General features: G+C 57.2%; 10 protein-coding genes. 3 read left to right on the top strand and 7 right to left on the bottom strand.

Annotation, left to right across the window (positions count from 1 at the left end):
• Positions 1–442: 442 nt before the first annotated feature.
• The 5 genes from TBK1r_RS11400 to TBK1r_RS11420 form a co-directional block, all read right to left on the bottom strand.
• Entirely contained in the window at positions 443–5,044 is a 4,602-nt protein-coding gene (locus tag TBK1r_RS11400; RefSeq protein WP_419581235.1) for a serine/threonine-protein kinase, read from the bottom strand.
• Between the two features lie 192 nt (positions 5,045–5,236).
• Positions 5,237–5,872, bottom strand: coding sequence for an RNA polymerase sigma factor (locus TBK1r_RS11405; RefSeq protein ID WP_145210281.1), 636 nt, complete (start codon positions 5,870–5,872; stop codon positions 5,237–5,239).
• Between the two features lie 196 nt (positions 5,873–6,068).
• Positions 6,069–6,905 (bottom strand): hypothetical protein, encoded by an 837-nt coding sequence (locus TBK1r_RS11410; protein ID WP_145210284.1) that lies wholly within the window; start codon positions 6,903–6,905, stop codon positions 6,069–6,071.
• A gap of 176 nt (positions 6,906–7,081) precedes the next feature.
• The gene (locus tag TBK1r_RS11415; RefSeq protein ID WP_145210286.1) at positions 7,082–7,633 is read right to left on the bottom strand and encodes a hypothetical protein; all 552 of its coding nucleotides are present in this window, start codon (positions 7,631–7,633) and stop codon (positions 7,082–7,084) included.
• Complete coding sequence (locus TBK1r_RS11420; RefSeq protein ID WP_145210289.1) at positions 7,623–8,177, bottom strand: RNA polymerase sigma factor; 555 nt, start codon at positions 8,175–8,177, stop codon at positions 7,623–7,625. The genes TBK1r_RS11415 and TBK1r_RS11420 overlap by 11 nt, the downstream gene beginning before the upstream one ends.
• 417 nt (positions 8,178–8,594) lie before the next feature.
• Here TBK1r_RS11420 and TBK1r_RS11425 point away from each other — a divergent pair, with 417 nt between their 5' ends.
• The gene (locus TBK1r_RS11425; RefSeq protein ID WP_145210292.1) at positions 8,595–8,981 is read left to right on the top strand and encodes a hypothetical protein; all 387 of its coding nucleotides are present in this window, start codon (positions 8,595–8,597) and stop codon (positions 8,979–8,981) included.
• A gap of 408 nt (positions 8,982–9,389) precedes the next feature.
• Positions 9,390–10,370: a universal stress protein gene (locus TBK1r_RS11430; protein ID WP_145210295.1), complete on the top strand. Its 981-nt coding sequence runs from the start codon at positions 9,390–9,392 to the stop codon at positions 10,368–10,370.
• Between the two features lie 283 nt (positions 10,371–10,653).
• Here the strand turns inward: TBK1r_RS11430 and TBK1r_RS11435 are convergent, their stop codons facing one another.
• Positions 10,654–11,127, bottom strand: a complete 474-nt coding sequence (locus TBK1r_RS11435; RefSeq protein ID WP_419581236.1) for a CBS domain-containing protein — start codon at positions 11,125–11,127, stop codon at positions 10,654–10,656.
• Positions 11,128–11,357: 230 nt separating this feature from the next.
• On the opposite strand from TBK1r_RS11435, the gene TBK1r_RS11440 reads away from it, so the two are divergent.
• Entirely contained in the window at positions 11,358–11,909 is a 552-nt protein-coding gene (locus TBK1r_RS11440; protein ID WP_145210298.1) for an FKBP-type peptidyl-prolyl cis-trans isomerase, read from the top strand.
• A 274-nt stretch (positions 11,910–12,183) separates the two neighbouring features.
• Here the strand turns inward: TBK1r_RS11440 and TBK1r_RS11445 are convergent, their stop codons facing one another.
• Entirely contained in the window at positions 12,184–14,205 is a 2,022-nt protein-coding gene (locus TBK1r_RS11445) for a dipeptidyl-peptidase 3 family protein (protein WP_145210301.1), read from the bottom strand.
• Positions 14,206–14,387: the final 182 nt, after the last annotated feature.

Consider the following 14,387-nt stretch of genomic DNA (forward strand, 5'->3'; position numbering starts at 1 on the left):
AAAACTCACAGATTCATTTCTGGACAAAATGGACGAGGAGGCAAAGGGCGGATGACCTGGGAAAGGACAGCTCTTGCCCCAAATAAGTGAATGCCTGGGCACTAATAGTGGCCGAAATCGTAGATTAGCGGGTGCCAGCACACCATCACGCAACCCGACAGGGGGGAACTGCTCTCCCTAAGGGAAAAAGGACTTGAGTACCATCGCGCTAAATTCAGGACAGCGGCGAAGTCCAGAAGCTGACGCAAACCGGCTAATCCCAAACGAGTGTCAGCCGATGGGCCCAAGCGGCCAGTCGATTCGGTCGATGTCCCGAAATCAACATGAACATGTCAGCCCGAGCTGTGAGCGAGAGCCGCGGCGTGGCCACTTGCGAACGCGTGCGGGCTTCAATCGGCAGGCCGAAACGCCTCCATGGATTCGCTCCGGGACGGTGGTCGAGCTAGATCGTCGCCAAGTCGAACAGCACACAGCAGGACCCTCCATCGCCCTGCCGGTGGCGTCGTCCGGTCGCAAGCAGATAGCGACCATCCTCGGAAGAGCAGAGTCGCCGAATCACTGCGCGTGGTAAGTGTCCAATCAACTTCTGCTCGCCGGAGAGTGACCATCCGATGACTTCGCCCCGGTCGTTTCCAGTGACAAGCAATTGATGAGTCTTCAAATACGTTAATGCTGTGATCGATCCCGAGGTTGTCGCAAGCGTCCTTGCCTGTTGTTGATTGTTGATGTCGATGATTCGAAGGTGACTGGAATCGGAGCGGCAACAGCAAATGGTGTTGCGATCGATCCACGCAAATTGACCGCCGTCGGGCAATTCGGTCACCGGAGCCAGTGCTTGAGAATAGATCGAAGTCTGATCGTTTCCCATGCCGATCGCGATTCGGGATCCGTCGGAATTAAACTCGATCTGTCGCGGAACGCCGAGGAGAAGCGTCGGCTGTTGCCAAATGGTATTCGTTGCCAGATTCCAGATCTCCACTCGCTTGGCCTGGAACGCGACGGCAAGCAAGTTGCCTCTTTCATAGAAGTCGAGCGAGTTCGGTTGGAATTTGACGTCCAGCGAGGTTGCTCGGCGCGTGGCGATCTCAATCACATCGATGCACTTGTTGGGTCGGCCGACAATCAAGGACTTCCCGTCGGCGGTGAATTCCAGACAACGGACTTCACCGCCGGCAGGAAAATTCACCAATCTGCCTTCGACAGTTTCCAATAAATACAAACTACCATCGCGTAAGGGGGCAAACGCGCAACGAGTTCCGGTTCGATCCATCGCCGAGGCGTTGATATTAAATAACGTGTCTGCCACTCCGCTGCGCGACAAATCGAACGCAATGTTGACGCCTGGACCTGAAATCGTCCGCGTCAATTCCGCTTCGACGATTCGACGAACGGGCTCCAGATTACCTGTTGAGATCAGCATCAACTCATAAACAGCCAGCCAGTTCTTCACGACGTTGGTGGGATTAAATTGTGTTTTGGCTTGCAGTTGAGCCAATCGCTTCATGCGTGCTGCTCGTTCTTCTTCGCTCTGCTTGCCCCGAAGATCCTCAAGCCAATCGATCCACCATAAGGTGCAATACTGTTCGAGCGAGATGTCGTCGACGGTCTGGATGAGGGACCGAAGTTGAGTCTCCGCTTGACCGATTTGTCCGGTTCGAAGTTTCCAGAGTGCGAAAACGTATTGGCAATACCAGTCGTCCGGCAAGTTTTTCGCGAGGGTTTTGACATCCTCGAAATAGGCCGAAAACACATGATCCTGGTGATTGCCCACCAGAAGGATGCGATAGACAAAGGCGGTGCTTGGATTTTGCAGATCGACACGTCGAAGTATCGTCGATTCATCACTGGTCATGCCGTGAATGAAGTGTTGCAACTGACCACGATCATTCGTAAACGCATCGACGTACGCCAGGATGGTTTGGAAGATCGGATCATCCGGTTTCAGCATCGCAGCGCGCTGGAAATCGGAGAATGCTTCCCGTTGTCGACGCATACGGCTGAAGGCAATCGCTCTCTGAAAATAGAGATCGGCTTCATCGGGCGACTCAATCAGGCGTTTGGAAATCTCATGAACCTGGTTGTCCAAATTCACAAAGGCCGGTGTTTGTCCGGCACTCCACATTTTCAAGTTCTCAAGTGGTCCGAGGCGATGCTGAAAAACTGGCATCATCCATCGCATCTCCAACACCGTCTCCAGGTCCTCTTTGGACGCCGTCGATTCGGAACCCAGCAGGGGTGTCAACCGCCGCTGGCTCATTTCCGAGGTCATCAGCGATCGGCGTGCCAAATCGAGTTGACCATTGCAGGCCAGCAACAGGGTCCACCAGTAGTTGTGGAGCCACTTTTGGAGGTCTGATTTCGTCTGTTGCCCTGCTGCCGCTTGGTGATCCAACGCGAGCGCAAGTCGCCCCTGATGAAAGCGGATGGCGGCAAGGCAATGGTGAAGGCTCCAGTCGCTCCAACGTTCGGCCTGGATCTGCTGGGCGATCCGATCGATCAACGGCTGGTCCCATTGTCTTTCCGGATTGAGCGCGAGTAGACGCAGGATTTCGATTCGAGCAGGCAGCGGCAGTTGGGGCGAGTTCCGCAGCGTCTGTTCCAGGTCATGCAAGTATCGGTCGGCTTTGGGACGCAGATTCGAATCGTCTCGGGCGGCGATCATCAGGCCGAGTGCGACGCGGCAGCGAAGTGGCCAATGCATTTCATATGTATGCTGCCCGGCGGCATATTCAGCCTCTGCATCAAGGTAGGCTTGTTTGATCAACAAGCCGTTGACACGGTCCACCCATTGATCCCGCGTTTCGTGTCGTGCGCCGCGGTCGGGACGTGTTTGCACCAGTTGGATAACGTCACCTTGGACCACTTTCGTTTTGACCGCCTGTGGATTCGATGCCTTTGCTGGAGCCGATGCAGCCTGATCTGTATGTGGCGTTGTCGGAACAGAGTGCTCGTTGGAATCTTCCTTCGTCGACGAGGATTGATCATCAAATTGACCAAGGATGACAACCAATTCGATGTAATCGAACCACATTTGGGGCATCGGGGTCCGAGCTTTTGCTTTGATTTCCTGCTGCAACTGCTGGGCTTTCTCAAATGCGCGACGTGCTTCGGTCGATCGTCCCAACCGATTCAAAATCAACGCCGACCAAGCTGTGTCGACGGCGCGATGCACGAGATTATTTGGCGAGACGCGTCGTGCATCAGAAAACGCGACAAGCGATTCTCGGTATCGCTCCAGGCGGAATAACAACATCATCTCAGAATGGGGATATCTCCAGTCTTTCGGGCGATCCTTCGCTTCGGCAACGACGGCGTCAAGCATGCGTGACAAGTCGGCCGGAGGATCCGGGTGCAAACAGCAGATTCGTGGAATCGTGTTGCTGCCCTCGCCTGTTTGCGCCCAGCGTTTGCCAAGCCACTGACGATGAGTTTCGTAGGTGGCACGTGATGTCGGCCCGTCGGTTTGGAGGTCATAGGCAGCGATCATCGTGGCCAAGGCGTGATTCCAACCGAGATGCGGCGCCTGCTGGATCAGTTTCTGGGCAAGCGATATGGCACGATTGATCTCGCCAGCTCGAATCGCGTCCACCACGTCTTCTTCTTTCACGGGGTCGTCGGCCGGCGACGGTATCACGGTGTCGTCTTTGACGGGCGAAGCTCCTTCGATCACGCTGACTCTGGACCGGTTGGACAATAGCGAGATCAGAGCGATCAACAACACAGCTGCCACGAGGCAAACAGACAGTTTCATCGGTACGATCGCCGATTTTTCCGGATTGGTCGGAACGACTCCCTGATTGGATTGAGATTCCGCAGGTAAGGCCGTGTCGCTGAACTGGGACAAATCGGCTGACAACATTCCGGGACTTTCCTTGCAAGTCTCGGCAAGCTGCAGCAGGTCTGATTGTTCTGCAAAACCGGCGAGCTGTAACGCGACGCTTGCGGCGCTGTGAGGGCGTTGCTCGCGAGACGGCGACAGTAAGAGCTTGATGTAGTGCTTTAGCTGCGGCGGCAGGTCCTGGCGGAGATCGTCAGTTTCAGCTGATCGCTCGCCGACATCCAGGTTTACACTCTCCGATCTTTTCTTTAGATGGCGTTGCCTGGGTGGGTGGCCGGTCAAGAGCTGGAACAGGGTGGCACCCAACGCATAGAGATCCGCGCGTTCATCGACGCTCGTCTCACCACGAAACTGCTCCGGTGCCATGTACTCCGGCGTTCCAACGAAGTGGTCTGCATTCGTAAGTCCGTCGCGTGTCGGCGTCGGTGATTCGGTTGATTCTTCGTTTTCCACCCAACCGGCCAATCCGAGGTCGAGCACCTTAACGTTTCCGTCATGGGTCAACATCAAGTTCGATGGTTTGATGTCTCGATGCAGCAGACCGTTGTCGTGAGCATGCTGTAAACCGAGGGCTGCTTGACGAACAATTTCGCATGCATCGGCAACGCCCAAAGGTCCACGTTGACGGACGATCCGTCCGAGATCGGCACCTTCGACAAGCTCCATGACCAAGAAGTGACGCCCATCGACGCTGCCTGCATCCGAAGCACTGATCAGGTTGGGGTGGTTCACTTTACCGGCCGCGAGCATCTCGCGGCGAAACCGTGCGACCGAACTTTCCGAACGCAGTTTTTCCTCCGGCAGGACCTTCACCGCGAACGCTTTTCTAAGATTCAAATGCACAGCCAGATAGACGCTTCCCATCCCTCCCTGCCCAATTTTTTTCAGCAATCGATAGTCGCGAAGTCGGGTCCCTGCCGCGATCGCGACTTCATCCTTGGTCTCGGTATTGCAGTCCGCTGACTGCGACGTCGAAATCGCCTTCTGCAACAGTTCGAATTCAGGTTCAGCAAGGTATCGCTGGCTGCTGCCCTCTTCTTGAAGTTCCTGCAGCAACTTGACGTGTTGCTGTTCGAGTGTTGACGTCAGCGATTCACAGTTCGAGCAAGTGTCCAGGTGACTACAAATCTCACGCGCCTGGTCGTCTTCGACCGCGCCGACGAGAAGGTCGTGGAGCGTTTTTCTGGATGGGCAAGGAATCTGCATCGCAGCGACTCCGGTGGTTGACGATGGGTCTAATTGATCGCTGGCAGGGTGCGACATCTGACGCACGGCGGAGTGACAAACGCCGGCGTGCCACACTGAACAACACCAACGCGCAACGCGGACCGGTCCATTCGCCGCCGGTTTTGACACCCCAAAAAGCCTTAAGTCATTTTGCTAAAGCGAGTTACGCCGTCAAAGAAAACGTCCAAGGTCCAGTCTCAACCGCCGCGTCACCCGGTACTTCGCCTGCCTCACGGCCGAAGATTTCATCCCAAATTGCGCCGCGACTTCGGCTGCAGTGTGCCCTTCGAGTGCAATCCGACAAAAACATTGCCAAGTCCGTTCGTCAAAATCCCGGCGGGCCGCGTCGAGAGCGGCCTGCACCGGTGCATGTGGATCCGATCGACCGTCGGCTGAACGTGTCGCCGCTGACAGGGATGCTTCATCGAGTGACTCGGGTTCCGCGAGCAGCCTTAACTGGATCGAACTGCCTCCTTGTGCACGCGGTCCCCGCAGGGTGCGTTCGAGATGATTGCGGACCGCATTCCTGGTGATCACGAACAACCAGCCTCGGAATCCGCCGCGACCCTCGGGACGCCGTGAAAACGTCGAGATCGATCGATGGACCGCGCCGAAAACTTGCTGAGACACATCCAAGGCATCTTCAGGTTGCAAATCACACTTTCGGCACCAAACGTAGATCAACGGCGAATAGCGTTCGACAAGCTGTTCCCATGCTTGATCGTCTTGTGCGCGAATCCCGTCCACCAGCCCGTCATCGGTTGATCCCGGAGTGGCAAACAGGCTGGGAGACGAAGTCGATGTCATGGCGTCGAATCCGTGAAGAGAAGCGTCAGTGCCGGTGTCGAAACGGCCTGTCGATTGAATCGACAGGCCGGAAATCGGCAGGTTCTATCTTCTATCCATCCTAGCAGGATTGACGAGGAACGGGGCGGTCGCGGGAGATGACAGAAAAACGGGACGTTGTGTAGCAGCCCGTCGATCGTCCGCGGACGGGGGCTCGTTACTTGAAGAGCTTTCCGATCGAGCGTTTCGCTTTCTTGCCGGTGCTCTTGACGCTCTTGACGCTTTTGCGTGTCGAGCCGCTGACCGTGCGAGCGGTTTTGCCGACGTCGTTTGACACGCTTCGTCGGGTCGAGTCGAGTCCCTTGGCGGCCTTAATCGGTTGCCGAACATCGACCGAGACGTCACCGCCAAATTTGCCGCCCACACCGATTGCCCCTCCGGCGCCGTAGTCAAACTTGATTCGACCGTTTTTGTACTTCGCGTCGGCTCCGGCTTCGACGCCCACTCCCGCCCATGCTTCTCCCGTCACCGCGGCATCGACCGGTCCGACCTCGGTTCCCGTCCGCGCTCCCACCCGAGCCCCCGCAAACGCATTTGCATTGACGCCCACTCCGTTGTTGCTCACCCCAGCTTGTGCGCCCGCTTCCACGCCGACGAATGCCTCGGCCTCGGCGTACGATCTGACCCGGGTGTTGCCGATCTGTCCGGTCTGAGCGACGCCCGTGTCCGCTGCGTAACCGGCTCGAACACCTCCGCGAACCCCCGCAAACCACTTTTCGTCCCGTTCCCGGCCGAATTTGGTCCCGTGTTGCTTGTCGTTACCAGAGGAAACGCCGATTTCGACGCCGGCTTCCTGGGTGAAGCCCGAGTTGAACCACGATTCGCTGACAGCGCCGTTGCGATGGGTCGTGGTGGAGCCGGCCCGCTGTTGATACTTCAGGTTGGAAGTCGTTTGCGGAATCGGCTGGGGCACCCAATCGCCCCAGGGATTTTGGGCCGATCCGACAGAGACGGCCAACAGAGCGACCAAGACGACACTTGTTGCTGTTTTCATAGTTCTTGACAGGGTGAGGAGCAGTGAATTCACCCTGCAAAGCGTGACACGTTTCAACGTGTTACAGCCAATTTCAGAAAAATGCGAACGCCGGCAAAAAGAGGCGAAAGAGGCATACGGGTGTCGGTGGATCAATGCCTGTGCGAGAGCCCCAGCCTTTCTGCACGTTGAAGACCTCAATCCGCCAGGGAATCGGATTGCGGGGCGGAGGACGGGTCTTGAAGTATTAGTTCGATCGAACGGACGCTGGCTGCGACTTGGCTGAGTGTGCTTCGTCGCGAGGTGATGATCAGCAATACACTCAGCAGTGCCGCGACCACGAACAAGACGATGGTGGCAGTAATCGACGTCTCCATGGCCAGGTGCTGATCGGAAAGGATCCGTCGTCGCTGGTTGTATTCTTTCCAGAGATCGGCAGGAACATCGCTGCTACTGAGTCTCCCGTTTTTGCCGAACTGGTCCATCAGTTCGTTGTGCAAGTTCTGATAGTCGGTCATCGGTCCGTGAAAGCCGTGGAACGCGACCTTGAGGCAGAGGTCCGTGGTCCAGACGGCCGTCGCGCCGGCGGCGATCCAGGTCAACGCAGTGATTGCAGCGAGCAATCCGGTCAACCGTTTCCCTCTCCTGGCGTTTCGCTGTGCCCGTTGGAGTGTCGGATCATGATGCTGACCCGCCGCGGGCTTTCCGTCTTTCTCGTCGATCAACCGCTCTGGCTCTTCAGACATCATCGTTTCCTCGGGTCAAATGGCTTCGTAAGGTTTTCTTGGCATAGTGCAAGCGAGATCGCACCGTACCGATCGGAATGCCCAGTGTCGTCGCGATTTGATCGTACGAGCGTCCCTGCCAAAATCGCATTTGCAAAAGCTCGGCGGATGCGTGATCGATCTGTTCTAAGGCGTCTTGCAACACCTCCCAGCTCGGCGGCTGCTCGCCGGGACGAAGCACGTCTTCGGGTTCGGCGATCGAATCCAATGGAACAGCAGCTCGTCGTCGGCGTCGGAGTATCAAGGCAAGTTCCGCGCGAATGATGCGGCCGATCCAGGCATCAAATGCCATCGGCTGCTTCATCGCGGGTAACGATCTAAGAACCGACAACCAGACTTGTTGACACACGTCGTCCACCACGCCTGGAACCCCGCCGGTCCATCGCCAAACCATGCCTCGGACACAGTCGCGTCGCTGAGAATACAGATCATCGAACGCGGAATCGTCGCCGGATTGGAACCGGACGATTAGCAAGGCGGTACGGATGCGTTCTTTCTCGATGCTCATGACAAGACGAAAGTTGCGCGAGCGGCTGTGAAGTTCAAAAAAAATAGACACTTCGACAACAATTCGTCAGTGCGCTCCCGGGAGCTCTTCGTTGTGATTGCCTCTTTTTAAGGGTTTGTTCCGCGAAAGATGGCAGAAAAATGGCGGGCAAAAAAAGGGGGCAGGTGTGAAGAAGCTCGAATCGTTCGCGGCAGAATGATGGGGAGCAACGGTCTCGGTTGCGGCGGCGAGGGCTAGACGTTCGCGGCGTGGTGTTCGTCGGCGTTAGAAACGGCACAAGCGGTCTGTCTCTTAGGATCGGACCGGCAGCAGGGGGCGATGCGGATGGTTCGAAATCGATTTCGAAATCGCCCGGACCAGCCAGACTGTGATCTAGATTCCTTTAGTGCTTGGTATCAATCGCGTGAGGAAAGACTTGTGGCCCACCTGAAACAACTGAAGTCCGAATTGCTGAGTGACGGCAAGATCAGCTCAAACGAAGTCGCGCGAATTCGCCGGTACGTCGAAGAAGACGGCGCATTGGACTTTGACGACGTCGCGTTTCTGGTCGAACTGATCGGCGAAGCGGATGACGTTTGTCCGGAATTCGACGAGCTGTTTCTACCCTTGATGCGTCACGTGTTGCTCAAGGACGGCAAGATCGATCTTGAAGAACAAACGATCCTCGTCGACATGCTGGTCGCCGGCGGGGCGATCCGTCAGTCGGAAATCAAACTGGTCCGCGACCTTCAAATCGAAGCGACCGAGACGACGCCCGGTTTCGACAAACTTTGCGAAGCCTTACTGGCGATCCCGACAAGCTGAGCCGTTGCCCGCATCCGAGGCTCCCCGTCGAGGCGCATCGATGCGCCATCGAGCGACTCCGTGCCCTCGAACCTCCGCGCAATCGGCTCCATCACCGACCACCAGCGCGACACAGAAACTCAAGGGCGCGACGATTCTTCGCTGCGATGGCTCGATGACGTCTTTCGCAACTGACGATTTGACACATTGTCACAGCCGGTCCAAATTGGCGCGCTGTCGCGATCCACGCCTGTGCTCATCCGCACGGATTGTCATTCCAGGTTGGTGATGAATTGGTACCGGCCAACCGCAGACGAGCAGGCTTTGGAGCGTCCCCGGTTGGATTCGTTCTCCGTCGCGTTGACGGTACATCGTTTGCATCGAAGCGGCCGATGAACGATCGATAACGATGATTTCGAGGGTCCTTTGATGGAACGATTCAAAAAGTTGCTGGTGTACACGGGAACGGAGGAACCCGAGGGCGCGATTGCGCGAGCGATCGTGCTGGCGATGGAAAACGGCGCCTCGTTGACGCTGATGGATGTGATCAAGCCCGTGCCTCGGATTCTGCGGTTGTTCAAAGGGGTCGCCAGTCCGGACGAGTTACAACGGTTGTTGATCGAAGATCATCGTGCCAAGCTGCAAGAACAGGTGAGCGAGTTCTACGACGCGTCCGTTCCCATCGACATCGTTGTCACCGTCGGTGATCCGGCGATGGAAGTGATCCGCGAAGTGCTCCGCAACGACCACGATTTGGTGATCAAGGCGGCCGACGGGTTTCGCGGCGCCGGACGCGTGGTCGGCAGCGTGGCCCGTGCACTGTTGCGGATGTGCCCGTGCGCGATGCTGCTACTGAAGCCCCAGGTACACGGCGATTTCGACCAGGTCTTGGCGGCGATCGACGTCGACCGACAGGACACCCCGCACAAAAAGTTGAACGAAGCGATCGCGGAACTGTCACTGGAGATTGCACGCAGCGACGAGGCGACGTTGCATTGGCTGAGTGCTTGGGAAATGCCTTTGGAAGTCCCGTTCGAACTGCCGATGGAGTCACCATTCCATCAATCGTTTGGCGAAGACCAGTTCGAGGACGTGTTTTCGATCCATGCGGAGAACATCCGCACCCATCTTGGCGAGCTCTATCGGGACACGGGGATGACCGAAGTGTCACCGGAATTCCATGTCCGACGTGGACCGGCAGCCGACGTGATCTCGGACATGGTGGAGGAGGTTCAAGCGGACCTGTTGGTCATGGGGACGGTCTGCCGTACCGGGATCGCAGGCTTTTTGATCGGCAATACCGCCGAATCCGTTCTGGCCGACGTGTCCTGCAGCGTGTTGGCTTTGAAGCCGCCGGGATTCGTCTGCCCCGTTGCCGGCGAAACCTTGGAGTCGAAGGTTGTCTCGTGAGTTAAAGATAGCGGGAGAGGCGGCCGCAGTCGCCACTACCAGCGGGAAGCGTGACGGCGTGTTGATTTAATCCGATCGCACGTGGGATTAGCCGCGAGCGCGCAAGCGTACGGACATTCATCTTGTCAATTACTCTCCGGCGCCCGTAGGCTCGCGCCAAACGGCTGATTAAATCAACAAGCCGGTGAGCGAGCGGCGCGAGCAGGATTTGAGATCACTGCTTTTGACATCACTGCGCGCCACTGGCTGACGCCACGTGCTGGGGTCGTGAGTGCCGTTGATGCTAAGTCGCGTCGGCAACGAGACGAACGAAATCCATCGAGGACAGGATCCCCAGCAGTTTCATGTCTTTGCCAACGACAGGAAGATGATGCAGTTGATGTTCGATCATCAACTTCGCGGCACTCTTGAGTGTGTCTTCCTGCTTGACCTTGAACATCACACCCGACATCACGCTGGCGACTTCGTCGGTGCCCAGGGTTTCGCGGATGATATCGGCGACCAGATAACTGGTGTCGTAGATCGCCAAGTCGCTTTCGAGCGTTCGTTCGGCATCTTGCACCAATCGGACGAGATCGTTGAGCGTGAGGATGCCTTTGAGATAGCGTCCATCGTCGACGACCGGCAGCGCCGAAACATGGTGCTCGGTCATCGCATCGACGGCGTCGTGGACGGTTTGGTAGTCGTGAATGGTCACAGGGTGCCGTTGCATGACGCTTTGCACCTTGGTTTCCAAATTCGCATTGATGGTCGTCATTGAGCTTTCCTCAGGCGTCAAGGAAGATTTACCGTTTTGGACACGTGCCCGATGGTCACAGCATCTGGTCACCGGAAACAAAATCGAATCAGGCCGCAAACCGTATGCCGATTCCCGCCGAGAGGCTGCTGCTCTCGACCGATCCGCGAATCGAGTACAATTTTGGCTGTCTGATCGATGCAATCATGGCCCCCATCTTCCCTCGCCCTTCCTGAATCAGGTTCACTTCGATGAAACAATCACTCGTGCTCGGAACTCCGTTTGTTGCAGTCTTGCTGTTGGCGGCGACGTCATGGGGTCAGGGCAGCGCGATCGGCGGCGTGCTCAACACCGCAGATAAACTGCAGCAAGACGTCCAAACCAGTCAGGGAGCGATCACGGCGGGCCCGGCCGACAAGCTGGAGAAGGTTGCGCCGGGTAAGATCGATCCCGATGCCCCGAAAAAATTCAGCAAGACCGATTCGGGACTGCAGTACCGCGTGCTCCGCAAGAGCGACAAACCCAAACCCAAGGCCACCGACAGCGTGGTGGCCCACTACAAGGGTTGGTTGGACTCCAAGAAGATCTTCGACAGCTCGTATCGTCGGGGAGAGCCGACTCCCTTTCCGCTCAAACGTGTGATCCCCGGTTGGACCGAAGGACTGCAATTGATCGGTGAGGGCGGCATGATCGAATTGGACATCCCCCATGAACTCGGCTACGGCGAGCGCGGCACCCCCGGCGGCCCGATCCCTCCACGGGCCCGACTGCACTTCATCGTCGAGCTTGTCGAGATCAATTGAGGGAGCTGGTGGCGGTAGGGCGCGAGCCCTCCGGTGTTTCGGGAACGTTGAGGGACCGGAGGGCTTGCGCCCTGCCGCTAACACCTCGTCAAACGCAGGGAATAAATGCTTCACAGCGACACCCTCCGAGGTCGCGTCCGACGGGAGACCGGATCTCCGGAGGTGTCGCTGCGCTCACCTCCGGCTACTCGCTGGCATCCCTCCGGGATGCTGGAATCGCTGGCGCTCTCCCGACGGATGTCAACGGATTATCAGCCGTCTGCCGCCGCACCGGCTAGTGGGCCATCGCCCCGGACCACTTCAGCATTTGGGTTTCCAGGTCTTGGGGGTAGGAGATCTGGACGTCGGTGATGTTGCCCTGGTCGTCCTTCACAGGGGTCAATTCGGGTTGGACGAAACCGGTGTAGGCGGGTTGGTCCAAATCGGCATAACGGCGCAACACTTCGTCGCGCAAAGCGACATTGATATTGATCGCGTAATCCTTCATCAACCGTTCGGCAGAGGCTCGGTCGCCTTCGGATTTGATTCGCTGCACTTCGGCCAACAACTGACCGACGCCGCGATGCCAGGCAGCAACATCGGCGACGCGAAAGTACGTTTTTCCGTCACGGACGTCGACTCGGATGGCGTCCGTGTTGGCGGCCAGCCAGCCGACAATCATCTGCCGATTCCGCATGTGGTCTTCTTCGATCGTCGTCCCTGACTTGATCCGACGCAGCTGGGTCATCGCGTTTCGCGTGTAGGCTTCATAGGCCGCCAGCTGCATCTCTTTCAGGTCCGTTTCGTTTTCGACCAACCCGAGTTCGATCAATTTCGGATTGCCGATGAAATACAGCGCGACCAGGTCGGCACGGCCTTCTTCGAGTGCGCTGTAGTATTCCTTGATCGAGACGGCAGGGTCGATACCTTCGTTGACTTGGCCGGAGGCATGCCCGATGACTTCGTGCATGTTCACTTCCAGTGCCAGCGCGGTGGATTTCCATTGGTCGGCTCGGGCGAATTCAGCATCGTCGTAACAGAACTCCGCCCGCGCCGACGGCGTGCTGGCCTTGTCGTAGGCTTCCATGACGTTGCTGAGCGAAACGGACTTGCTGCCGTATCGCTGGCGAATGGTCGCGTCGTTGGGCAAATTGATTCCGATCGGAGTGACGGGGCCGGAGTCACCGGTTTCCATCACGACTTGGATCGCTTTAGCCGAAATCCCCTTCACGTTGTCTTTGCGAAACGATTCGGCGTACGGCATGCGGTCTTCGAACCACTGGGCGTTGTCGGCGAACTTTCGAATCATGTCCATTTTGATCGGATCGTTGAAGTAGACCGCGGCCTCCCACGATCCCTTGATGCCCCGCGCGTCCATGTAGACTTCGATGAACCCGTTGATGGTGTCGACGGGGCTGTCTTTGTCGGCGACCCACGCGATGTTGTACCCGTAGAAATCGACGGCTTCGCCGGTGCGGTAATAATGGATCAGTGCGCCCAGGGCACGCGCCATCTCGGGCGTGGCAAAGGGAATCGCCGCTTCGAGATGAGCGACGATGTTGGCGATCGGCTGGGCGTACATGCCGGCGGGAACCAGGCTGTCTAATCCGCTGCGGTAAACGTTTTCGCGCAGTTTCCCGCTGTCCGTTTTGATCAGTTGTGAATTGAGCGGGTAGCGTTCTTGAAACCCGTCCAGGTCCGCGGCGGTGACGTTGTGGTAGAGGTTGTTGGCGCTGGCGGTCAGAATGTCGACGCCCTCAGGCGGTGATTTTTGGGTGACATGTGTCTCAAAGGTGGGGTCGAACAGGACCGGCTGAAGTTCCACCATCAGCGTGAACAACTCTTCGCCGGAAGCCGGCAGCTGGGCACCGTTTTTGACGGCTTGCTTGACCGCTTCGTCGAAGGCCTCGGCCGTGCACTCCAGCAAATTCTTTTGGGCGGTCAAGGCACTGTGAGGCCCATTGTTGACCCAAAACAGCTTCATGTATTTCCGGATCGCCGCCAGGGTTGTTTCGTCGATCCCTTGCGGATGGGTCAACACACCCTCCAGGACATCGCGAATGCGAAGCGAGTAGCGGTAGCGTTGGTCGATGTAGATATCGCGTCCGGCGATGGCGGCTTGGGAGAGATGATAGATCAGTGTTTTTTCTCGCAGCGACAACTGCTCGAACCCGTCGACGTAGAGCTGGACGATGGCGACGTCATCGACACGGTCGAGCAGGTACTTTCGTTGATCGGGAGTTGGGTCTTGGGCAATCAGACCGGTATTTCCCAAGAGCGTCGCAACGGTGAGCAGGCATGCGGAAAGGAGACGCATCAAAAAACCTTGAATGTCGTGATGGTGAATCTGGAACCTGGCTGACAGTCTACGCCTTTTCGTGGGGCGATTCTGGTGGGCAAGAACCGGTTTGGTGAAATCGATTTCGGTTTTCACGCCCAAGTCGGTGACGGGCGGATGATCCCCGTTCGGCCTCAGCCGGTTCGCGTCAGCGTCCGGGC

The organism is Stieleria magnilauensis, from assembly GCA_007753675.1.
In the GTDB taxonomy this organism is placed as follows: Bacteria; Planctomycetota; Planctomycetia; order Pirellulales; family Pirellulaceae; genus Stieleria; species Stieleria magnilauensis.